The organism is Neobacillus drentensis, assembly GCF_036966985.1.
Classification (GTDB): Bacteria; Bacillota; Bacilli; order Bacillales; family Cytobacillaceae; genus Neobacillus; species Neobacillus drentensis_E.
Window position 1 is genome coordinate 5,943 of the sequence record NZ_JBALSN010000038.1, and the last position, 23,111, is coordinate 29,053.

Below are 23,111 nucleotides of genomic sequence, written 5' to 3' on the forward strand. Positions count from 1 at the left end.
AGTGCTCCAGGCCATACGCCGCTAAACGGGCGCTTCCGCTTTTAAATTTCCCATTGATCTAAGGAATCAACGGTGTAGGTTGGCATCCGGTCATAGCCGGAGAGCAGTTCTTTCGTCGTTACCCCTGTATGTACTAGTAATGTATCTATCCCGGCATTCATGCCTGCTAAAATATCCGTGTCATAATAATCCCCGACCATCAATGTCTCTTCTTTCGGTGTTCCAATTACCTTTAAAGCCTGTTCCATGATGATTGCTGCCGGTTTGCCAATAAAAATCGGTTGAGTTTGTGTAGAAACGGTAATAACGGATGTTAGTGAACCATTCCCTGGAACCAAGCCTCTTTCTGTAGGGATTGCGATATCTCCATTAGTGGAAATAAACGTCGCGCCGTTGCGGACGGCCAAACAGGCAACCGTCAATTTTTCATAACTGATCTCCCGGTCGATTCCTACCACGACAAACTCAGCATCTTCTCCGGCAAATTGCAGCCCCTTTTCCTCTATTGCTGTCCGTATCCCCTCCTCACCAATCACATAAATGCGCGCATCATTCTTTCGTTCATAAATATAATTGGCCGTCGCTTGGCTTGTTGTGAACACCTGCTTTTCTTCCGCTGGGATGTCAAACTGGTTCAACTTATCTGCAACCTGTGCAGGTGTCCTTGAGGAATTGTTTGTAACAAAAAGATAGGGTATCTGTTGGTCCCGGAGTTTCTTCACAAAGTCAGATGCAGCTTCAATCCGCTCTGATCCCTTATACATGGTTCCATCTAAATCAATTAAATAACCTTTGTAATTTTTCATATGTCTCACTCCAAAATGTTTTTTCCATATATAACAAAAAGACCGCGCATAACGGTCTTAATCTATTATCATTTTCTAAACGCTGAAACTGGTCCTAACTCGGTGGTAAGATATTCACGAACATTGGACGCAAAATTCCCCAACTCATGTAGATGCTTTGTAAACGTCTCTTGAAGTTCGTGATGGTTAACATCTGTATAAGATTGGACAAGCATTTTCCGATATTGAATCAGAACTTTCAAACTATTTCCTGTTTCAGATGAGATAACTTTTTCATCCATTAAAATATCAATGATGTCTTCGTAACTGCCTGGGTCCCGCATAATAAACCCATCAATCATTGCATTTCCAACGTCCAAAACAGACTCAATCATCATATGGTTTACACGCTCTAGCGCCGCCTTTTCAAGTGGGTTGGACCACTCTTTTTGACTTAAGAACAGTTGAATTTGCATTTCTAAGAATTTCAGTATCTCTTCAATTTTCTCTCGATCAACAAAATACATATGATCACCTTCCTCAATTTTCTAAGCTGTTATATCTTTGCAAGCGCAGATGGCGGGGCATAGAAGAATCCTTGGGCTAAGTCAACATTATTCCTCTTTAGCACAGATGCTTCTTCCTCGTTTTCAATGCCTTCTGCGACCACGAGTGAACCTGCTTCTTTCGCAATCAGCATTAACCCCTGTAACATAGATTCTTTCACCGAATTTTTATCAATATTTGAAATAACTGAACGATCGATTTTAATAATATCCGGCATGATTTCACTGATACTACTCAAACTAGAATACCCTGCTCCAGTATCATCCATAGCAATTTTATATCCCATTAAACGAAGCATCTTTATATTATAGATAAAATTCTTTAAGCCGTCGATTGAATCATTTTCAGTTATTTCAATTGTAATCTGTTGGGGAGAAATCCTAGGATATTGCTGGATTAGTTTTTTTAAATCGCCTGTAAATCGAATATTCCCAAGTGTTAATGGAGTACAATTGACAAAGATATTCTGTTTGCACCTGGTTGCCTTGATTTGCTCGAATACTTTTTCGATGACAAGCAGTTCAAGATCATAAAGCATACCGGTTTGCCTCGCAACGGAAAAAAGCAATCCCGGGTTCTCTAACATCGTTCCAGCAGGTCCGCGTGTGAGCATTTCCAAAGCCCTTACTTCTTTTGTAGCCACGTCAATTATTGGCTGTGCTAATAACTTAATTTCCTTCTTTGAGATAATTTGTTTCATAGAATAAACCATTTCATTCCATCCCAATTTAACCCTTTTTTCTGACATAGCAAGCGCCTGCCGCCGGGCCCTTTCGATAGAATGTATGATAGAGTAGCTCTTCTTTTCAACAAACATATATCCAGATTCAAACTCAGGCTCGAGGGACGGATAAAGTGGATGAAGGCTTTTTTCCACGTTATGTATTATTTTACCCATGATTGTATTAATTTCAGAAAGGGATTGCTGAACATATCCAACTTTTATAAACAGGGTCATGCCCTCATTGTAATGATCATGGAGTGTAATGATATCTTGCTTGTCAATTTGCTGTTCAAGGGTCATCCGAAAGAGTCCTTTGATGCGCTTTTGCAATTGTTCATACTTATATTGACCCAATTGTGCTGATATTTCATTCATATCCTTTAAATTAAAAACCATCACAGCCACTTCATGTCCATTGTTCATGGCAGATGTTACCCCTTCCAATACAGGGTTCCGTAAAATGAATGGAGGAGGATAAAAACGTAGAGACGAAAGAGGTAATAAAATCTTTCCCCATTGCATTACATTTTTGACCTTTTCCATGTAACGACGGATCATTCAATCATTCCTCTCGGTGACAACTTTCGAGAATTCAAACTAATTGTAACATAATTTGACAGCCTTCGCGTTTTTCGATGGATAAAAACTTTGAAAATTGCGTAAAAAATCTTTACTCCCCTTGATTGGTTTTATTTGTTACTATATAGAAGATGTCTTAAAATATCTATTTTTATTAAAGGAGACCATTAAATGAGTGAACGCTTTTTCTTATACGATGATACAGAAGATACAAAAACAAGATTTGTCAGCTTTGTTGGTGAAAATCAGCGCTTTGATTTAGCGATTGTTCAAAGTGACCGTCATTATGGAAAGCATCTTGTTCTTGATATGCAAGGGAGCCGTTTTGCAATTATTGGCTTAGATGATTTGCAAGAGGAAGGGTATTTAGAATTCGCATTTCAATTAAATGAGGAAGATGCGGAGGAATTAAGATCCTTTTTAATGGAATTAGTGTAATGGTTCGTCATGAATTACGCTCACTTTGAAAATAATAGTCCTAAAGGGGGCGTAAGCATGACAAAATATGAAGATGAAAAGTATACGGATTTATCCAATGTTGAAAAACAAAGGAACTTTCTTACAGCAGAAGAATTTCCAGAAGGTCCTTTTGGTTCTTCCATTCGTCAAGACGAACCAGTTGAGAACAAAAGCACACCATGGAAAGAAGGGCAACGGCCTTACAGTGCCTTTAATTATGAAAATAAAACACTTCATCAAGATCTTCCTCGGCAAATGGACGGGGCCCATCCAACCCATGATGACCCCGAAGCGGATCAACAGCCGCCTTATACAGAATCCACATAAAGAAGGGCCAGCAGCAGCTGGGCCCTTCTTTTATTTTTTCACTTTTTTCAAGACAAAATAGGCACAGCCAAAATTACAGTATTCATACAGATATTCACTTAGTGTGCTAATTTTTGTATCGAAAGTAGCTTTTTGGTTTTGGTCATCGAAAAACCCCTTTAATCGGAGTTGTCCATATCCCCAGTCCCCCACTACATAATCATATCTTGTTAAAATATCACTAAATCTCGCTTTAAGGGCTTCTTCATTAAAACCGTTTCGGTGTTCTTGGACGATTTCATAAACGGCGTTGTTCATTATTATCAAGATATTTCACCTCTCTTGCCAGCTAATTCCTACTACCCATTATAACCGATTCCCCATCAATTACTAAGAAAAAAAATCACCTTATTGGCTATTCTAAGAAAAGGAGGTGTTTATATTGAAAAAATTAGTCATCATCTTGGGATTATGCACGGTAACGGCACTAACAGGCTGTACTAAGGATATGAGCAACCGAGATGTCTATGAAGAAAGCGGTAATACCATTAATGTCAACAATAAAAGGCATGACCTCTACAATGAAGGAGCAAGCCGTGGGATGCGTAATGTGAGTAACAATTACGGCTTTGTCCGTCATCAAAAAAGTCCGCTAATGAACGATAATACGGCTAATGACCATTATTCTGCATTAGACCGTGAACAGGCGGCAAATATTATTAGTAAATTAAGTACAGATATTCCAAATGTACATGATGTATCCACACTAGTGACTGACCAAGAAGTGTTAATTGCTTATAATACCGATTCAAAAGACCGCAATTTGACTGCTGATCAAGTGAAAAAAACAGCGATGTCCGTTGTTCCAAGGTATTACCATGTTTATGTTACTGACAATAAAGTGTTAAGGAGAGACGTAGAAAATTTGGCAAACGTTGACTCCACAAGCCGAAATGCCCGCAATCTGGTCAACGGGCTAATCACACAGATGAAAAAATCACCACAAGGCCAGCGGATAAATGCTAGCGAGGATGAAAATGGGCGAACTGCGGACGATAATATCGGCAGGGACAATCAATAAAAGAAGAGTTCAGTCAACTTGACTGAACTCTTTGTTCTAGGCTTCTTGGGCTTTTTCTTCCCCAAGCATTTGCTTGTGTTTCGCTGCTGCGTTCACTTGCTCGTCAGCATGATAGGAGGACCGGACTAGTGGACCTGCTTCACAATGACTGAAGCCTTTACTTAATGCAATTTGCTGTAATTCTTTAAATTCATCCGGGCTATAATATTTTTCAACCTTGAGATGACTTTTGGTCGGCTGTAGATATTGACCAATGGTCATAATATCAACGTGATTTGCTCTTAAATCATCCATCACTTCAAGTATTTCTTCCTTTGTTTCCCCTAGTCCAACCATTAAGCTCGACTTTGTTGGAATATTCGGCTGCATTTCTTTGGCACGACGGAGGAATTCAAGGGAACGATCGTATTTCGCCCTGGCTCTTACTCTAGGGGTCATCCGCTTAACCGTCTCGATGTTGTGATTTAAGATATCTGGTTTTGCATCCATTAACAAACGTAAATTTTCTTCTTTCCCACCCATATCAGATGGAAGAACTTCAATGCTTGTAAATGGATTTTTGCGGCGAATAGCGCGGACTGTTTCGGCAAAAACAGCTGCTCCGCCATCCCTAAGATCATCACGAGCTACTGCAGTGACCACGACATGCTTTAAGTTCATCAATTGAACGGAGTCCGCCACTCTTTCAGGTTCTTGCCAATCCAACTCTGTTGGCAATCCAGTTTTAACTGCACAGAAACGGCATGCGCGTGTACATGTATCACCAAGGATCATGAAAGTAGCCGTACGTCTTTCTGCCCAGCATTCATGAATATTAGGGCAGCGTGCTTCTTCACAAACCGTGTGAAGGTTTTTTTCACGCATCATTTTCTTCAAGCCCGTATAGGACTCATTTGTGTTAAGTTTTATTTTTAACCAATCCGGTTTTCGTAAAATATCTTCTTTCTTACTCATTAATTGCTACACCCCTTGAAGCTAGAAATGGATCCTCATTGTCACTTTAACATACTAAAAAAATAACGACAAGCATATCGGGTTATATTATCATAATGAACTGTTCCATCGGCAAAAAATATTGTTTACCATTTATTAACCATAATGAAATGGTTTAGAAAACATAAACTAACCTTGTACATTAATTGGAAGGAGGATTCTTGTGCGGGCTGTTCTATTATTGGGAACTTTTCTTTTATTCTTTAGCACTTCATTGGCTGTTACGGACGTTCATGCCGCGGCAAATGAACTGAATCCATACCAAGAACGAATGAAGCTGTATAAGAAGGTGGAAACCGTTACACAAATTCCTTGGTACTATTTAGCGGCCATTGATCAATACGAAAGAAGCATCCGCCAGGTCCGCAGAGACTTACCTAAACCAGATAGTGTGATCGGCATCTATTTTCGCCCAGAAGAATGGTCTGGATTAACCAATCCAAATCCTTTGGAAGAGGACCCAGCCACGATTCAATTTTTTGATGGAAAAGGGGTAGATGGGGATGGGGACGGGAAGGCAAGTGCTAAAAATGATGAGGATGTCCTTTATGCATTTGCAAAATATCTCCTATCATACGGTGTCGATCATGATAATATAAAAATCGGCTTATGGAATTACTATCATCGCGATAAAACGGTCAGTATCATTGCTGGAAAAGCAAAAATATATCGGCATTTCGGTCGGATTGACTTAGATACTCAAGTATTCCCTGTCCCAATTCGCAGCAATCACAGTTACCGGAGCACGTGGGGGTCTGCCCGCGGCTGGGGCGGCCGCAGGATTCACGAAGGTACCGATATCTTTGCTGGTTACGGCGTTCCTGTTCGAGCAACAAACTATGGCATTGTTGAAATGAAAGGCTGGAATAAATTTGGCGGCTGGAGAATCGGCATTCGTGATATTAATAATACGTATCATTACTTCGCCCACTTAAGCGGTTTTGCTAAGGATTTAAAAATCGGTCAAGTGGTTGAACCGGGTATGCTAATTGGCGGTGTAGGAAGTTCTGGTTATGGTCCTCCGGGAACCTCAGGAAAATTCCCTCCCCATTTACATTACGGGATGTACAAAGACAACGGTGTCACCGAATGGTCTTTTGATCCATACCCGCATTTAGCAAAATGGAAGCGGATGGAACGGATGAATGCACGCAAAAAATAGGACTTTCCACCGTGGAACGTCCTATTTTTTCGTATCTGATTTCTTCGTGTCTGTCTGTTTATCAGGAAGTTGAATCGATGGGGTAATACCGCCGCCACCATTATAGAACTGCGGAACATCTCCTTGGATGAGCGAACCATCAACGGGGATACTTTGTGTCAGTTTGGTGATCTTCGTAGCAAACGGTGTGATAATTTGAACAGAGACCTCAATATGAATCGAAACATCGACCCAGGTATTATTAATCCCGACTTCTTTCGTTTCAATTTTTACATCTGGCTCCACTTCACCAATCGCATGGAACTTGACTGGAATTTTCGGCCCTATATTTCCTAATAATGAAATATTGGTTGCTTGGCCGAGCGGGACGTACCAAATAATCCCATCTTCTTTATTCGAATTTTGCGTTTCTATTTCTACATCGGTTAACTGCTCAAGTGAGGAAAGATCGCCTTTTTTGGCTGCTTTCAGGTTCTTTTGAATCTGTGCGGTTGTTTCCGCTAAGACCCGGTTTATATAAACTGTATTGAGCTTCACATTAGACGCCTTTCCATTTTCACTAGGCAAAATCACAATGACTTCATTGTCTTCCCCCGTATCAGTTGTCCGTTTTGTGATCGCCTTATTGATGACTAATGAAGCAATATTTCGGGTTTCAGAAGTAGCAATTCTCATCAAGGTAGGTTCAATCCCCTTATTTACAAGCCATAATCCAGTCGCGGTAGAGAATAGAAAAAAAACAAACGTCAATAGCATGACATAACGGAAAGGCAACGGCCCCTTTTTAGGTCGCCGTCTGCGAAACTTCGCCAAGTAAATCACCCCTTCAAGCTATATGTATGCTTTAAAAAGAGGAACTAGCCTAAAAAAGTGGCTAAAAATATTGGGTAAGGATATCTATAAAAAAAAAGCTTGCTGTCTCTAGCAAGCTTTTTAGATCATTTTTAATAATGCGTCTCTGCCAATCATGCCAGGGTGAATGCCTAATTCCTCTGCCTCGGCAGTAACAGACTCTAACGGGGCATTCAGAAGCTGTTCAATCGTCCTTACTCCGACGGCACGGCCGGCAATTATTTTGCGGTCCTTTAGCTTTTCGTTTAACAAACCTACGTCTAAGGCACCGCACATGATATACCCTTTATCATTTGAGACCGATAGCAAGGTTGTTTTCGGAAGTAAAACTGAAACACCGATAAACATATGTCCATTTATATTAATGGGTAAAAGATCAACCACAGATTCCCCACACTCCTTTCCTCTCTATCACATTATGATTAGAAAGGAAAAAGCGTGTTTAGGGGCTATGATTGCCTTTGTAATTTCCACTTTAAGATATCGCGAAGAAATTCCGGTAAGAAATATTTCTTTTCCTTATGTGGCAGTACCTCTTTGAAAAAGTGGCCAAACGTGAACATATCCGGAAGAGCCAAACTATATTTGCGTTCATGATCCAAATGCATTCCATTTACGAGGAGGATTTCATCATGGAAGCTAATTTGGTCGTAGACAAATATCCCTAATTGGGTCCCTCTGAATCCAAGACCTTTAATCTCTCTAGTGGCTAACGCTTCGTTTTTTGATTCCCGTAAAACCTTTTCTAATTCAAGACCGGTCAGTTCCACGACACATGGATTTATCGGATGCGGGCAGATCTTTAGTAAATCGTATACCGTTACATCATCCTCTAAAGGCCCTAAGAGGAGTCCCGCATTAATCATCGCACAATCGGTTTGACACCATTCCCTTAACGCCCTGCTGAGCATTCGAGAAAATTCCGTTTCCTTAAACAGGTCGGTTTTAAGTGGTGTTTTTAAGGTAGTTACTTTTTGATTTAATAAGGCTTTTCCTTTTGAAAAATATTCGTCTATTAGTTCCTGCTCATTGTGAGCCATCGGTAGTTCTTTCGTGTCATAAAGAATGGCCTCTTTACTTGTAATCGTTTTTTGTTCGTTCACACTGAGTGTGATGTGACCAACAAATTGTCCATACTTTCCAGCCGCACCAAGGAGCGTATTACCTACGAACTTTCCTTTTTCAAGAAAGTGGTGGGTGTGTGAGCCGAAGATGACATCAATATCAGGAAATTCTGCTGCAATCGATTCATCCTCATTCAGACCGAGATGGGAAAGTAAAATGATGATATCCGATTCGGCTTTTAATGGTTCCAGCCATTTCTTTAGCTCATTGATTGGTTCGGTCACCTTCCAGCCTAATAATCCATATAGATGGGCAAAGTGTGCAGTAAGACCGATGACTCCTACCCTCGTTCCCTTTTTCGTCTGATATACCTTATATGGCTTTACCCAGGTAGGATATCCTTCGTTGGGTTGATAAAGGTTGGCTAATAATACATCAAAGTGTGCATGTTCATAAAGCGTATTTAAGTCGTCATAGGGAAGGTTAACACCTTCGTTATTCCCGATTGTTACTGCTGTATACTGGCTTTCATTTAAAAGGTCGATGTTTCCCTTTCCTTTGGTAGCCTCGGTGAAGGGGTGCCAGCGATCAATAAAATCGCCAATGTCAAAGAGAAACACATCCTCATCCTTTTGTTGATGGTCTTCATGTTTATCAGCCAGGAACTGCTTAATTCGCGGCCAGTTTTCTATGTGACTGTGGACATCATTTGTATGATAAATATGTATGTTTTCCATTCTGTACCTACCCAAAAATTCCTTGATAAATTAAACGAATCCCAACAACGATAAGAATCGTTCGTAAAATTAAGACGATCGTTTTACTTTTAAGCTTTGTGTTTAAATAGACACCTATTCGAGCTCCGATCCATGCCCCTGGAACCAATGCAAGGGCGTACATCCAGTCAACATTTCCTAATGTAATGTGCGTAATCGAGCTCAGTAATGAGGTTGGTAAAATCATAAACATCGATGTTGCCGTAGCTACATGAGGCGGAAAAAAGAAAACCAAAATCATCGTTGGAACCATTAAGGAGCCGCCGCCCACTCCGAAGATCCCCGATATAAAACCCACAACAAAGGCTATCAGAACGGCCATAACTGAATTATATCCATATTCTGAGGTATTCCCTCGATTATCGGTAAACGTGCGGACGATTCCCCGGTCCTTCTTATATGGCAATGGTTTTAATTTGTCCTTTAGTAATAAAATAATCGAAACAAAAATAATAAATAGCCCGAAAAAGATATTGAAGGTCTTCATATGTAATCCTTCTGTTACCCACGCACCCAAGATACTTCCGGGACCGCTGCCAATCAGAAAAATCAGGCCGCTTTTATAATCAATGGTCTTGTGTTTCATATACGCTAGGGTTGAGGAGATCCCTGTAAAAATCATCGTAAAAAGGGAGGTTCCCACCGCAACCTGAGGGGTTATATGCCCAAAGGCTGACAGTGTTGATAAATAAAGTAATGAGGGAACAATTACAATCCCGCCGCCTAAACCAATGAGCGAGCCTAATGAGCTTCCGAGTATACCGATAATTACGATTAAGATCCATTCCATGTTATTCCTTCTCCTAACTTTTTATAGTAGATCCAACTGGCGTGGAGCAAGCCCCTTGTATTCGAGCTCCAAAAGATTGATCATTTCCTTTGCATTATCAGCTGCATCTCCGCCAGAGTTGTTGTTAAAAAGGAGATAGATATCTTTCGAGTCTTTGGCTAATTCTTGAATGGATTTTGCCCATTCTTCTAACTCTTGTTGGTTATAGCGGTAAAGATAACGAACCTCACGCCAATCCACTCCGACTCGTTTTTGCCAGCCATGAAAATTACGGCCATGAAAACGGACGAGGACCTTCTCAGGGGTGGTGGACTGCAGTACCGTTGGGATGGACCCTTCTCCTGATTGTGGTTCATCGCAAATGCTATGGATCCATTTTTCTTTCGTCATAAACTCAATGGTTTTTTGACGATATTGGGGGGCAAACCAGGATTGGTGTCTAAATTCTAATGCAGATGGGATATCCCCCATTTCCTGCTTGCACCATCTTAGATATTGGACATTTTCTCTCGTACATGTAAACCAGGGCGGAAATTGAAAAAGTGTCATTGCTAATTTGTTTGTTTCTATGTATGGCTCGAGTGATTCTTTAAAAGCTCTAAACATAGCTTGTTTGTTTTCAAACGGAATTTCCCCGCGCATATGTCCGGTCATTCCTTGGTAGGCTTTGACGATAAACTGAAAGCCAGCCGGTGTTTCATTGACCCACTTTTCAGCATTTCTTTTCGGCTGAATCGCATAAAAGGCCGAATCTACTTCAACGATAGGAAAATGACCTGCATAAGCTTTTAGCTTGTCCCGTGAGGAAATTTGACCTGGATATAAGCTATCATGATCGCCCCAGCCCGTTACGCCGATATAGATCATAAAACTCACCTCCAACTATTAATAATAGCATAACCATTTTTGGATTTGAATGAAGGAAAAGGTAGGTGCTGCCAGTTTTGTGGTGCCATCCGCCAGTGTTGGGGTGCTATCCGCCAGTAAAGTCACGTTATCCGCCAGTATTTTGAGCTTTCGCCAGTAATGTGGCGCTATCCGCCAGTGTCGTGGCGCTATCCGCCAGTGTCGTGGCGCCATCCGCCAGTTATGTGGCTATCGAGAGTAAATTTACCTTATCCGAGAGTATTCCAACCCCATCCGAGAGTATCCCCAATCACCAGCACAAAAAACCCGCCTGCCATCCTCGGCAAACGGGTTTTTAATTAAAACTATTATCCAATTGAGCCTTCCATCTCGAACTTAATGAGACGGTTCATTTCAACGGCGTATTCCATTGGTAATTCTTTTGTAAACGGCTCGATAAAGCCCATAACGATCATTTCAGTTGCTTCCTGTTCTGAAATCCCACGGCTCATCAAGTAGAAGAGTTGCTCTTCGGAAACCTTAGAAACCTTCGCTTCATGCTCAAGTGAGATATTATCGTTTAAGATCTCATTGTAAGGAATCGTATCTGATGTCGACTTGTTATCCATGATTAATGTGTCACATTCGATATTAGAACGGGCACCGTCAGCCTTACGACCGAAGTGAACGATACCACGGTAAGTTACTTTACCGCCATGCTTAGAAATGGACTTCGAAACAATTGTTGATGATGTATTAGGAGCTAAATGAATCATTTTTGCACCTGCATCTTGGTGTTGACCTTTACCAGCAATTGCAATAGAAAGTGTCATCCCACGTGCGCCTTCACCTTTTAAAATAACGGCTGGATACTTCATCGTTAATTTCGAACCGATGTTGCCATCAATCCATTCCATTGTCGCGTTTGCTTCACAAACCGCACGCTTAGTAACTAAGTTGAAAACGTTGTTCGCCCAGTTTTGGATCGTTGTATAACGGCAGTATGCATCCTTTTTAATCACAATCTCAACGACGGCACTGTGCAGGGAGTTGGTTGTATAAACTGGTGCTGTACACCCCTCAACATAATGCACATGCGCGCCTTCATCAACAATGATTAATGTACGTTCAAATTGGCCCATATTTTCGGAGTTGATTCGGAAATAAGCCTGTAATGGCGTATCCACTTTCACACCCGGTGGTACATAGATGAACGAGCCGCCAGACCAAACAGCCGAGTTAAGGGCTGAGAATTTGTTATCTGTTGGCGGGATAACCTTTGCCCAGTGTTCGCGGAAAATATCTTCATTTTCCCGTAAAGCAGAATCCGTATCTTTAAAGACGATACCTAAATCTTCAAGTTCTTCCTTCATATTGTGATAAACTACTTCAGATTCATACTGTGCAGATACCCCAGCAAGGTACTTTTGCTCCGCTTCAGGAATTCCTAGTTTATCGAAGGTCGCCTTGATTTCTTCAGGTACTTCATCCCAAGACTTCTCGGATTTCTCAGATGGTTTTACATAGTAAGTAATTTCATCAAAGTTTAATGCGTTAAGATCGCCGCCCCATTGTGGCATTGGCATTTTGTAAAAATGCTCAAGCGACTTCAAACGGAAGTCTAACATCCATTGTGGTTCATTCTTCAATTTAGAAATTTCTTCTACAATTTCAGATGTTAAACCACGCTTAGATCGGAATATGGAAACGTCTTTATCGGCAAAACCATATTTATAATCACCGATTTCCGGCATTTTTTTCGCCATCGTCGTGTTCCTCCATTCTTAGAAAAGCGGAAACGCCTTTATTTTAGGCGCTGGGGCTGAACTTTGCCCTCTCCCAACCGCGTTTTCTTCATTTTATTCTTTTTCCTCGTTTTTCAATCCCTTTTCCATTGCTTTCCAAGCTAATGTTGCACATTTGATGCGGGCTGGGAATTTGGCTACCCCTTGAAGTGCCTCGATATCACCTAAATCGATATCTTCGTCATACTCTTTGCCTTGCATCATGTCAGAAAAGATTGTTGAAAGTTTTAACGCTTCTTCAATCGTTTTCCCTTTAATCGCCTGGGTCATCATTGAAGCGGATGACATGGAAATCGAACAGCCTTCGCCTTCTTGCTTTGCGTCAACCACGATTCCATCAACCACCTTAAGAGTCAATTGAATCCGGTCCCCACATGTTGGGTTATTCATATTAATCGTCAGACTGCCATCTTCTAAAACGCCACGATTACGTGGATTTTTATAATGGTCCATTATCACCCGACGGTAAAGATTATCTAAATTAGAAGACATCGCTGAAATACTCCTTTGTTTTAACAAGTCCTTCAACAAGTTTATCTATATCATCTTCTGTATTATACAGGTAAAAACTGGCACGGGCAGTTGCAGAGGCTTTTAGCCATCTCATTAGCGGTTGGGCGCAATGATGTCCAGCTCGAACCGCAATTCCTTCTGCATCTAGAACAGTTGCCACATCATGTGGATGAACATCACTGATATTAAAGGTAACCAGTCCTGCCCGCTTCGCTGGGTCAAGTGGACCATAAATAGTCATTCCCTCAACTGCTGCCATTTTTTCTAAAGCATATGCAGCAAGTTGATGTTCATGCTCGGCAATCTGGTCTAAACCCACTTCATTTAAAAAGTCGATGGCTGCTCCAAGACCAATAGCCCCAGCAATAATTGGTGTTCCGGCTTCGAACTTCCACGGCAGTTCCTTCCAGGTTGATTCGTACAATTGCACGAAATCAATCATTTCGCCGCCAAACTCGATTGGTTCCATGTTCTCGAGCAGATGTTTTTTTCCATAAAGTACACCAATGCCGGTTGGGCCACACATTTTATGTCCTGAAAAAGCAAGAAAATCACAATCTAAATCTTGAACATCGATCTTCATATGCGGCGCACTTTGTGCCCCGTCGACTACCATAATTGCCCCGTTTTCATGAGCAATCTGCGCAATCTCTTTCACTGGATTGATGACGCCAAGGACGTTGGATACTTGCATAACAGAAACAACTTTCGTGTTTGGAGTAATGGTTGCACGAACGTCATCGAGTGAAATGGTTCCATCTTCTTGTAATGGAATGTATTTCAACTGGGCACCAGTTCGTCTCGCCACTTGCTGCCACGGAATGATATTACTGTGGTGCTCCATATACGTAATGACGATTTCATCGCCTGCTGTTAAATTCGCCGCCGCATAGCTTGCAGCTACGGTATTAAGAGAGGTTGTTGTTCCTCTTGTAAAAATCACTTCTTGAATAGACTTGGCATTGATAAACTTACGAACCTTTTCCCTTGCCCCTTCATAAGCATCAGTTGCTCTTGTACCTAGTGTATGCACACCACGGTGGACATTGGAATTGATTTCACGATAATATTTTTCAACCGCTTCGATTACTTGGATGGGTTTTTGAGATGTTGCAGAACTATCCAAGTATACTAATGACTTCCCATTGACTTCTTGATCTAAGATTGGAAATTGTGCGCGAATATCCCTGATATTCATTAGCGTACTTTCCTTTCAATTACTTCAGTTAACTGTTTCTTTACTCCTTCAATTGGTAACTGGTTAACAACTGGGGCTAAGAATCCATGAATAACTAAGCGTTCTGCTTCTTCTTTACGAATTCCGCGGCTCATCAAGTAATAGAGTTGAACAGGATCGACACGGCCTACAGATGCTGCGTGACCAGCCACGACATCATCTTCATCAATTAAAAGAATCGGGTTGGCGTCGCCACGTGCTTTTTCACTTAGCATCAGCACACGGGAAGTTTGTTCTGCATCCGATTTAGATGCACCATGCTCAATTTTACCAATACCATTAAAAATTGATGTAGCACTATCCTTAACAACACCATGATTCATGATATTTCCAACGGTATGTTTTCCGAAGTGGACAACCTTTGTGGTAAAGTTCTGCGTTTGGTCGCCACGTCCGACAACCACCGTTTTTGTATCGCCAGACGAACCATCGCCAAGAAGGTTAGTCGTATTTTCTGAAATAGTATTCCCTTCATTCATTAAACCAAGGGCCCATTCAATTTTAGAATCTCTGCCAGCAACGCCGCGACGATTTACATACGTCGTAATACCTTTAGCCAAGGTATCAACAGCGCCGTACCGTATGCTCGCGTTAACATTCGCAATGACTTCAGTCAAAATATTAACTAATGCATTAGAAGTTTCCACAGTGGAAATGTAGTTTTCGACATATGTCACTGCACTATTATCCTCAGCAACAACAATTACATGGTTAAACAAATTCGCGTCGGCATCATCCTGCACAAACACTGCCTGAATCGGTTCAGAAACTTCTACATTTTTCGGAATGTATAAGAAAACTCCTCCGTTAACCAGGGCCGCATTTAGAGCTGTTAAGCGATGTTCATCGGCATTGATGGCCTGAGTTAGATAATACTTTTTCAGGACGTCACCATGTTCTTTCGCAGCGGTAAAAATATCTGTAAAAATAACACCTTGGCTTTTTAGTTCTTCAGATAAAGATAAAAAAGCTGGAGTTTGATTTCGTTGAATATATAAATTTTTATTTTCGGCTTCCATGTCAATTAATGCTTTTACTTCTTCTGGTAATTCAGCAAGAGAAGTGATGAGAGCACTTGTTACCGTATGTTGAGTGAACTGGGTGAAGTTCCATTTATCAATCTTTGTTTTATCAGGTCTTGGCATTGGAAGTTGCTCAAAATCAGCTAATGCCTTTAGACGGAGCTCCTCAAACCAAGCAGGCTCGCTTGTTTCTTTTGAAAAAGAGCGAACATTTTCCTGATCAAATGATAATTTGATTTCTGTTGTCATTGTAATCCTCCTAACCCTCTCTTACGCTTCTTGCCCAACTGTTTCATCTTCAATTCCAAGTTCTTGTTTGATCCAGTCATATCCTTCAGCTTCTAAGCGTTGTGCTAGTTCAGGTCCGCCTGATTTTACAACACGGCCCTGCATCATTACATGCACATGGTCTGGAGTGATATAGTTTAAAAGTCGTTGATAGTGTGTAATCACTAAGCAGCCGAAATCTTCGCCGCGCATTTCATTGATTCCTTTTGAGACTACCTTTAGAGCATCGATATCTAGTCCGGAGTCAATTTCATCCAAGATTGCAATTTTTGGTTCTAACATCATTAATTGCAAGATTTCGTTACGCTTTTTCTCACCGCCGGAGAAGCCTTCGTTTAAATAACGTTGTGCCATATCAAGGTCCATTTCAAGGAATTCCATTTGCTTATCCATTTTACGAATAAACTTCATTAATGAAATTTCATTTCCTTCACCTAAGCGGCTATTTAGTGCTGAACGTAAAAAATCGGCATTTGTCACGCCGTTAATTTCACTTGGATATTGCATTGCTAGGAATAGTCCAGCTCGCGCGCGCTCATCTACTTCCATTTCAAGGACATTTTGTCCATCTAGAGTGATAGATCCGCTTGTTACTTCATATTTTGGATGGCCCATAATGGCAGAAGATAAAGTGGATTTACCTGTTCCATTTGGTCCCATGATTGCGTGGATTTCTCCACCCTTTATTTCAAGGTTGACACCTTTTAAAATTTCTTTCCCATCAATTGCTACATGTAAATCTTTGATCGTTAATGTTGATCCAGCCATATCTATACCTCCAAAGAGAAAGTGTTGTATCAAGTAATCGGGTCATTTGATAACCCTATTCTCATTTTATTCTCATTCCAATCTTATAACAAATGAAATGTATTAGCAACTCTAAAACAGTAAAAACATAGCATCTATTTTCATTAAGCTAGTACCAAATGAGAATGAAAAGTGACTTTTAATGAAAATTCTGATTAATTCTTTTTAGGAAAAATTCACCCGTGTAAAATCATACCTCATTTTTTTACTTTTTGCCAATGGAATTCAGGTCTAATGGTCTTTCTATTTTCCCCCAATGAAACGGTATAAATGTATATCGCTTTAGACAAGTGAAAAGAAAAAGCCAGTGTTTCCACACTGACTTTCTTCCTATTTATTTCTTATTCAGAGACCGGTACAACGGCACCTTTGTATTGCTTTAGGATGAAGTCTTGGATTTCTTTTGAATGAAGTACTTCTACAAGTGTTTTGATGCTTTCTTTATTTTCGTCACCGCTGCGGACAGCAATCACGTTTACATATGGCGATTCTTTATCTTCAATGGCAATGGAATCTTCAACAGGATTTAAGCCAGCATCAATAGCATAGTTAGAATTGATTAGGACTGCGTCGCCTTCGCCATTATTATAGATTTTTGGAAGTAAAGCTGCTTCATAATTTGTATCAAACTTAAGGTTTTTAGGATTTTCAACAACATCTTTTAATTCTGCTTTTGTTTTGTCAATGCCTTCTTTTAATTTGATTACACCTTCTTTTTCAAGTAAAGAAAGAAGACGGCCATGGTCAGCTACTGAGTTGCTCATGATTAAGTGTGCACCTTTTGGAAGATCACTTAGCTTTTTGTATTTCTTAGAATAAACACCAATTGGCTCAATATGGATACCGCCAGCGTTCACAAAGCCATAGCCATTCTCTTTGTTTTGAGAATTTAAGTATGGAATGTGCTGGAAATAGTTTGCATCAAGTTCTTTAGACGCTAATGCTTTGTTTGGTAATACATAATCTTGGAATGTTTTAACTTCTAAGTCAATGCCTTTTTCTTTTAATAGTGGTTTCGCTTTTTCTAAGATTTCAGCATGGGGCACGTTAGATGCTCCAACAACTAATTTTGTTGATTCTGCTTCCTTACCACCAGTAGTACCTTCTGATTTTTCATCCGACTTGCCACAAGCTGCGACAACAAATACGATTGATAATGCTAACAATAAACTTAATAGTTTTTTCATCTTGACCTCTCCTTTATCTTTTATCTAATTTTGAAGTGATAAAATCACCGATAAACTGAATGATAAACACAATAATTAAAATGATGATTGTTGCGACTAAGGTTACATCGTTTTGATTTCGTTGAAAGCCTTGAAGATAGGCAAGATTTCCTAACCCACCTGCTCCAATTACTCCTGCCATTGCTGTGTAACCAACAAGGGCAATCGCCGTTACGGTTATCCCAGAAACCAACGCTGGCATTGATTCTGGTAAAAGAACCTTCCAAATGATTGTACCAGTTGTGGCACCCATTGACTTTGCTGCTTCAATAACGCCCTTATCAATTTCCCTGAGGCCAATTTCCACCATCCTTGCATAAAATGGTGCGGCACCAATAATTAATGCAGGCAACGCCGCATTTTCACCAATCATGGTTTGAAAAATAATCGTTGTAAATGGAATTAATAAGACAATTAAGATAATGAATGGGATGGAACGAAAAATATTTACTATACCACTAATGATCACATTAATTGGTTTATTACTCCACAGGCTTCCTTTTGAAGTAAGAAATAATAGCAATCCTAGCAGGATTCCCAGTATAAATGTGGCAACAACGGAAATCCCCGTCATATAAAGAGTTTGTCTAGTTGCTTCCCACATCGCCGGCCAATCAAAATCTTCGAAATACGGTTTACTATTCACTTGTAACCACCTCCACACCTATTTGCTGTGAACGAATATAGTCGACTGCTTTATTGACTTCTGCTTCGTCCCCATCAATATGAATGAATAAGGTTCCATAGGACCCGCTTTGGGTTTGTGAAATTTTCCCTTGCAAGATATTAACTGTCACATTATTATGGCGAATGACATTTGTAATGATCGGCTGTTCAACAGATTCCCCAATAAAGGTTAATTGAACAATTTGACCGGAACGATAACGTTCAAGTAAATGTTCTGCTGTTTCTTTCGTTTCTTCTGGTTCGGTAACCTGCTGGACAAATCGTTTCGTAATCGACTGCTGTGGATTTTTGAATACATCTAATACTTGTCCAAGTTCAACGACCCTTCCACTTTCCATGACGGCAACACGGTGACAAATCTTGCGGATTACATGCATTTCATGGGTGATAAGAACAATGGTAAGACCGAGCCTTTTATTAATATCAACTAACAACTCTAAAATAGAATCGGTCGTTTGTGGGTCGAGGGCAGAAGTAGCTTCATCACAAAGAAGTACTTTCGGATTGTTGGCAAGCGCCCTAGCAATCCCGACACGTTGCTTCTGACCGCCGCTTAACTGGGAAGGATAAGCATTTTCTCTTCCTTCCAGACCGACTAATTTAATTAGTTCACTTACTCTCTTTTGGCGCTCAGGACCTTTGATGCCTGCAATTTCTAATGGAAAAGCAATATTTTCACTAACGGTCCTTGACCAAAGTAAGTTAAAATGCTGAAAAATCATACTGATCTCTTGCCGAGCCTTTCGAAGTTCAGCACCTTTTATTTTTGAAACCACACGGCCAGCAACGGTTACGGTTCCACTGGTTGGCAATTCCAGACCGTTTAACATTCGGATCAATGTACTTTTACCAGCACCGCTATAACCAATTACCCCGAAAATTTCACCTTCTTGAATCTCAAGGTTTACATCATCAACGGCCCTTAGCTGACCTTGTTTAGAAGGAAAAATCTTCTGAACACTTTTTATAGAAATCATTGTATCACCTGCTTTTTATCCAATTTACCTTAAAATTCTGAAAGATTTATTTTGTAATATACTATTTAATCTAATATAGGGTTTGACTTTTTCTACGAAAAGATTCTATTTTAATAAAATAAAAAGCCTTTCTGCACAGGCAGAAAGGCATCATAAATAATAATCCTTTCTCCCATCTTCCAAAGCAAATGCTTTGTGTGAATTGGCACCATTTCAATAATAAATATTGACGGTTGCCGGGCTTCATCGGGCACATCCCTCCACCTCTCTTGATAAGAGTATCAATTCCTATATTCAATTAACACGTTAATTTGTTTAAGTAACTATATTACAAAAGCTATCGTATCACGGATAAAAAGGGGTGTCAATGAAAATATCTTCATATTCGGAAAAATAAGTTTTAGGCATTAACGTTTAATGAAGTTAAACCAGTTGCCGAAACAATAGCCGATTCTAGGTCTTCAATGAGATCTTCCACATTTTCAATCCCGATGGATAGACGAATTAAATCCTCCGTTACACCTGCAGCGATCAGGCCATCGGCATCTAATTGCTGGTGAGTGGTGCTGGCCGGATGAATAATTAAACTTTTTGCATCGCCAACATTTGCCACATGCGCCCAAAGTTTGATGGAATCAATTAATTTAGCCCCTGCTTCTTTTCCGCCTTTAATTCCGAATACCACCATCGATCCCGCACCTTTTGGTAAATACTTTTTAGCTAGTTCATAATCAGGATGTGATGGATGGCCAGGATAGGAAACCCACTCTACGGCAGGATGGTTGGACAAGTAATCGACGACTTCTTTAGTATTCGCAACATGCTCTTTCATGCGGACATGCAGTGTTTCAAGACCCAGGACAAACTGGAAGGAATTTTGCGGACTTAATGCCGGTCCTAGGTCACGCAGCAATTGGACACGAGCTTTGATAATATAAGCGACTGCGCCTAAGGCTTCTGCATAAACAAGATCATGGTAGCTTGCGTCTGGTGTGGTAAAGCCTGGGAATCTCGGAGAATTCCAATCGAATTTACCGCCATCAACAATAATTCCTCCCGTTGTCGTTCCGTTCCCTAATAACCACTTTGTAGCGGAATGAATGACTATATCTGCTCCATGTTCAATTGGCCGGCACAGGTATGGAGTAGCAAAAGTATTGTCAACGATTAGTGGAACACCTGCTTCATGAGCAATTTCAGCCACTTTTTCAATATCGAGAATGCGCAGGCTTGGGTTACCAATCGTTTCCGCAAAAACGGCTTTTGTTTTGGCGGTGATCGCTTGGCGGAAGTTTTCTGGATTTTCCGGGTCAACAAATTTCACGTTAATTCCGTATTTCGGAAGGGTCACTGCAAATAAGTTATAGGTGCCGCCATATAGGTTGGAAGCCGAAACAATTTCATCACCTGCTTCAGCAATATTTAATATAGCAAGAGTAATGGCAGCCATTCCACTCGCAACCGCTAGGGCCCCAACACCGCCTTCTAATAATGCGACTCTTTCTTCAAATACAGTGGTCGTTGGGTTGTGTATTCTTGTATATATGTATCCAGTTTCTGCTAAGCTGAAGAGGTTTGCAGCATGCTCAGTATTCTTAAATTGATAAGCATTGTTTTGGTAAATCGGAACAGCGCGAGCCCCAGTTACCGGGTCTGGAGATAAGCCACCATGGACACTTAATGTTTCAAAACGATACTTCTTCTGATTTTCACTCAATTTGCTTCCTCCTTTTTGACAACACACCATACAAAAACCCCCGCTTCAGAGAAGAGGGGGCTCACTCTCCTCATCTTCCAGAGCTGTTTGCTCTGCTGGATTTAGCACCGTGTTATTTATGCAGTAAACCGGTTGCTGGGCATCAAAGGGCCAGTCCCTCCGCCACTCTCGATAAGAATGTATAGATTAAGTTGTAATAATTGGTTAAATATTCTAATTCCAATGGTATCTAAATTTTAATTCCGAATCAATAGGTTTGATTAAAAATTTGTAATTTTCGCGATACTCTCCTGCGTTTTTGTTAAATAGAAGATAGACTCTAGCAATAATGTTGTGCGGATAGGGGCCGATATACTTAGAAGGCCCTTGCGTTCAAGTGCCCTCAACCTTTCCTCCCCTGTAAGCAGCTGATTCATCGCATGAAGGTCCCCACGAATTTCGGATCTCGTATGTGTCTCCCCGCTATCATGAAGAATGAAAACTTCTCTATCCTTTATGATGATTTGATAGGTATTTTGTTCACATATTAAATTCACTCTTGTTTGAATATGCTCAAGTAACGGCAGTAAATGTCCTTGCTGCTTGATTGCTAATTGAAAGGTTTTCAATACCTCTATCATTTGCACCACTCCGGTCTACGCTCTTATATTTACTATACAGGACATAGGCCTGAAATCCTCTTTAAATTGGTCGACAATTATCTACTTTGGCAGGGCCGGTGCGAAGAAATTTCCTGAGAAATATGTCGGATGGAGGGGTTTTTTTGAAAAGTGTTGGAAATTGGTCATAACTGGATGGTATGGAAGGATGCGGAATTCTGTAAAATTAATTTATTCTAGATGAAAAGGATGTGGATTATGTGTTATAAACCTCGGATTGAATCGGATGAAATAAAAATTTTGAGATCTTTAAATTTGCGAATGAAATTAGCAAGTAAAGAGAAACAGCGTTATCATAACCTTGTGAAGGGGTATGAGGGTGAGGTTATGTTTGATGCATTGACTGAGAAGCTTCAGTGTCCAAGTTATATTCTAAATGACCTATTACTTGAGACCAACAATGGTAAATGTCAACTTGATTCAACTGTTATTTTCCAAGAAAAGATAAACCTATTTGAGGTAAAAAATTACGAAGGGGATTTTTACTTTGAAGGTAACCGATTCTACGCCCTGCCCAAAAAAGAATACAAAAACCCCCTCCTCCAATTACAACGAAGTGAATCCTTACTTCGCCAGCTGTTAGAAAACCTTGGGTATCGAATCCCTATTGAATCCTATGTAGTCTTTATCAATCCTCAGTTTACCTGTTATCAAGCCCCACTTAATGCGCCTATTATTTATCCAAATCAACTTAATCGATTTATGAGTAAACTGAACATGCTTTCCTCAAACCTAACTAATCGGCATATGAAGCTGGCGGAAAAATTGGCTTCATTGCATCTAATTGAATTACCCTATAATAGGTTGCCTCCTTATAAATATGATCAGCTTAGAAAGGGACTATTGTGTAAGATATGTTATTCATTTTTGTTGTATGTAAAGGGGTGTAAGGTCATTTGTAAAAAGTGTGGATGCGAGGAGTTGGTTGATTCCGCAGTTTTAAGAGGTGTGCAAGAAATTAAACTGCTATTTCCTGATCTGAAAATTACCACCATTTTAGTTCAAGAATGGTGTAGTGTGGTTGATTCTAAAAAAACAATTAGAAGGATTTTAAAACAAAATTATAGTGTTGAGGGTAAGAAGGAATTTTCTTTTATTAGCTTGCATGATCAAGGACTTTTTTAATATAAGTGTCACTTCTCACGGTGCCCGTTGCTGTTCTTTTTTCATCTCGATGGGCACTCTGCT

The 23,111-nt window shown here is 40.3% G+C and carries 25 protein-coding genes and 2 riboswitches; of the genes, 5 read left to right on the forward strand and 20 right to left on the reverse strand.

The genetic code is table 11. From position 1 onward, the window contains the following. Positions 1-41: 41 nt before the first annotated feature. From V7659_RS02610 to V7659_RS02620, 3 genes are all read right to left on the reverse strand, one after another. Entirely contained in the window at positions 42-806 is a 765-nt protein-coding gene (locus V7659_RS02610; protein ID WP_335537927.1) for a TIGR01457 family HAD-type hydrolase, read from the reverse strand. A 68-nt stretch (positions 807-874) separates the two neighbouring features. Then, entirely contained in the window at positions 875-1,312 is a 438-nt protein-coding gene (locus tag V7659_RS02615; RefSeq protein WP_335537929.1) for a DUF86 domain-containing protein, read from the reverse strand. A 29-nt stretch (positions 1,313-1,341) separates the two neighbouring features. Further along, entirely contained in the window at positions 1,342-2,634 is a 1,293-nt protein-coding gene (locus V7659_RS02620; RefSeq protein ID WP_335537930.1) for an EAL domain-containing protein, read from the reverse strand. 192 nt (positions 2,635-2,826) lie between these two features. Between V7659_RS02620 and V7659_RS02625 the strand changes: the two genes are divergently transcribed. Beyond that, the gene (locus V7659_RS02625) at positions 2,827-3,093 is read left to right on the forward strand and encodes a DUF3055 domain-containing protein (protein WP_144554663.1); all 267 of its coding nucleotides are present in this window, start codon (positions 2,827-2,829) and stop codon (positions 3,091-3,093) included. Positions 3,094-3,150: 57 nt separating this feature from the next. After that, positions 3,151-3,441 carry a cytosolic protein gene (locus V7659_RS02630; protein WP_335537931.1) on the forward strand — a complete coding sequence of 97 codons (291 nt, stop codon included), beginning with the start codon at positions 3,151-3,153 and terminating at the stop codon, positions 3,439-3,441. A 30-nt stretch (positions 3,442-3,471) separates the two neighbouring features. On the opposite strand, the gene V7659_RS02635 is transcribed toward V7659_RS02630, so the two are convergent. Further along, positions 3,472-3,738, reverse strand: a complete 267-nt coding sequence (locus V7659_RS02635) for a YutD family protein (RefSeq protein WP_395947805.1) — start codon at positions 3,736-3,738, stop codon at positions 3,472-3,474. Positions 3,739-3,862: 124 nt separating this feature from the next. Between V7659_RS02635 and V7659_RS02640 the strand changes: the two genes are divergently transcribed. Then, complete coding sequence (locus tag V7659_RS02640; protein WP_335537932.1) at positions 3,863-4,501, forward strand: YhcN/YlaJ family sporulation lipoprotein; 639 nt, start codon at positions 3,863-3,865, stop codon at positions 4,499-4,501. Positions 4,502-4,537: 36 nt separating this feature from the next. Here V7659_RS02640 and lipA read toward each other — a convergent pair whose 3' ends face one another. Next, complete coding sequence (lipA, locus tag V7659_RS02645) at positions 4,538-5,455, reverse strand: lipoyl synthase (RefSeq protein ID WP_144554667.1); 918 nt, start codon at positions 5,453-5,455, stop codon at positions 4,538-4,540. A 202-nt stretch (positions 5,456-5,657) separates the two neighbouring features. Here lipA and V7659_RS02650 point away from each other — a divergent pair, with 202 nt between their 5' ends. Next, positions 5,658-6,656 carry a M23 family metallopeptidase gene (locus V7659_RS02650; protein WP_420491281.1) on the forward strand — a complete coding sequence of 333 codons (999 nt, stop codon included), beginning with the start codon at positions 5,658-5,660 and terminating at the stop codon, positions 6,654-6,656. Between the two features lie 21 nt (positions 6,657-6,677). On the opposite strand, the gene yunB is transcribed toward V7659_RS02650, so the two are convergent. The 15 genes from yunB to V7659_RS02725 all read right to left on the reverse strand — a co-directional run bounded on the left by yunB (position 6,678) and on the right by V7659_RS02725 (position 21,884). After that, positions 6,678-7,469, reverse strand: coding sequence for a sporulation protein YunB (gene yunB / locus V7659_RS02655; RefSeq protein WP_335537935.1), 792 nt, complete (start codon positions 7,467-7,469; stop codon positions 6,678-6,680). A gap of 120 nt (positions 7,470-7,589) precedes the next feature. Next, entirely contained in the window at positions 7,590-7,892 is a 303-nt protein-coding gene (locus V7659_RS02660) for a YunC family protein (RefSeq protein WP_144554669.1), read from the reverse strand. Between the two features lie 65 nt (positions 7,893-7,957). Beyond that, complete coding sequence (locus V7659_RS02665) at positions 7,958-9,310, reverse strand: bifunctional metallophosphatase/5'-nucleotidase (RefSeq protein WP_335537938.1); 1,353 nt, start codon at positions 9,308-9,310, stop codon at positions 7,958-7,960. 7 nt (positions 9,311-9,317) lie between these two features. After that, positions 9,318-10,139: a sulfite exporter TauE/SafE family protein gene (locus V7659_RS02670; RefSeq protein WP_335537939.1), complete on the reverse strand. Its 822-nt coding sequence runs from the start codon at positions 10,137-10,139 to the stop codon at positions 9,318-9,320. 21 nt (positions 10,140-10,160) lie between these two features. Then, positions 10,161-11,006, reverse strand: a complete 846-nt coding sequence (locus V7659_RS02675) for a DUF72 domain-containing protein (RefSeq protein WP_335537940.1) — start codon at positions 11,004-11,006, stop codon at positions 10,161-10,163. Between the two features lie 347 nt (positions 11,007-11,353). Beyond that, on the reverse strand, positions 11,354-12,751 hold the full coding sequence (gene sufB / locus V7659_RS02680; protein WP_026567869.1) for a Fe-S cluster assembly protein SufB: 1,398 nt from the start codon (positions 12,749-12,751) through the stop codon (positions 11,354-11,356). Between the two features lie 93 nt (positions 12,752-12,844). Further along, entirely contained in the window at positions 12,845-13,282 is a 438-nt protein-coding gene (gene sufU, locus V7659_RS02685; protein ID WP_251457970.1) for a Fe-S cluster assembly sulfur transfer protein SufU, read from the reverse strand. Next, positions 13,272-14,501 carry a cysteine desulfurase gene (locus V7659_RS02690; protein ID WP_335537942.1) on the reverse strand — a complete coding sequence of 410 codons (1,230 nt, stop codon included), beginning with the start codon at positions 14,499-14,501 and terminating at the stop codon, positions 13,272-13,274. The genes sufU and V7659_RS02690 overlap by 11 nt, the downstream gene beginning before the upstream one ends. After that, a complete protein-coding gene (gene sufD / locus V7659_RS02695) occupies positions 14,501-15,811 on the reverse strand; it encodes a Fe-S cluster assembly protein SufD (protein ID WP_335537943.1) in 1,311 nt (436 codons plus the stop codon). The genes V7659_RS02690 and sufD overlap by 1 nt, the downstream gene beginning before the upstream one ends. A gap of 21 nt (positions 15,812-15,832) precedes the next feature. Next, the gene (gene sufC, locus V7659_RS02700) at positions 15,833-16,618 is read right to left on the reverse strand and encodes a Fe-S cluster assembly ATPase SufC (protein ID WP_026567865.1); all 786 of its coding nucleotides are present in this window, start codon (positions 16,616-16,618) and stop codon (positions 15,833-15,835) included. 380 nt (positions 16,619-16,998) lie between these two features. Then, positions 16,999-17,844, reverse strand: a complete 846-nt coding sequence (locus V7659_RS02705) for a MetQ/NlpA family ABC transporter substrate-binding protein (RefSeq protein WP_335537944.1) — start codon at positions 17,842-17,844, stop codon at positions 16,999-17,001. A 13-nt stretch (positions 17,845-17,857) separates the two neighbouring features. Next, on the reverse strand, positions 17,858-18,487 hold the full coding sequence (locus V7659_RS02710) for a methionine ABC transporter permease (protein WP_335537952.1): 630 nt from the start codon (positions 18,485-18,487) through the stop codon (positions 17,858-17,860). Between the two features lie 34 nt (positions 18,488-18,521). Then, a complete protein-coding gene (locus V7659_RS02715) occupies positions 18,522-19,547 on the reverse strand; it encodes a methionine ABC transporter ATP-binding protein (protein WP_144554677.1) in 1,026 nt (341 codons plus the stop codon). 169 nt (positions 19,548-19,716) lie between these two features. Beyond that, positions 19,717-19,826: riboswitch (SAM riboswitch) on the reverse strand. A gap of 121 nt (positions 19,827-19,947) precedes the next feature. Further along, positions 19,948-21,264, reverse strand: coding sequence for an O-acetylhomoserine aminocarboxypropyltransferase/cysteine synthase family protein (locus V7659_RS02720; protein WP_335537947.1), 1,317 nt, complete (start codon positions 21,262-21,264; stop codon positions 19,948-19,950). 67 nt (positions 21,265-21,331) lie between these two features. Continuing rightward, positions 21,332-21,442: riboswitch (SAM riboswitch) on the reverse strand. Positions 21,443-21,524: 82 nt separating this feature from the next. Beyond that, a complete protein-coding gene (locus V7659_RS02725) occupies positions 21,525-21,884 on the reverse strand; it encodes a hypothetical protein (RefSeq protein ID WP_335537948.1) in 360 nt (119 codons plus the stop codon). A gap of 237 nt (positions 21,885-22,121) precedes the next feature. Between V7659_RS02725 and V7659_RS02730 the strand changes: the two genes are divergently transcribed. Then, on the forward strand, positions 22,122-23,048 hold the full coding sequence (locus tag V7659_RS02730; protein WP_335537950.1) for a nuclease-related domain-containing protein: 927 nt from the start codon (positions 22,122-22,124) through the stop codon (positions 23,046-23,048). Positions 23,049-23,111 lie beyond the last annotated feature (63 nt).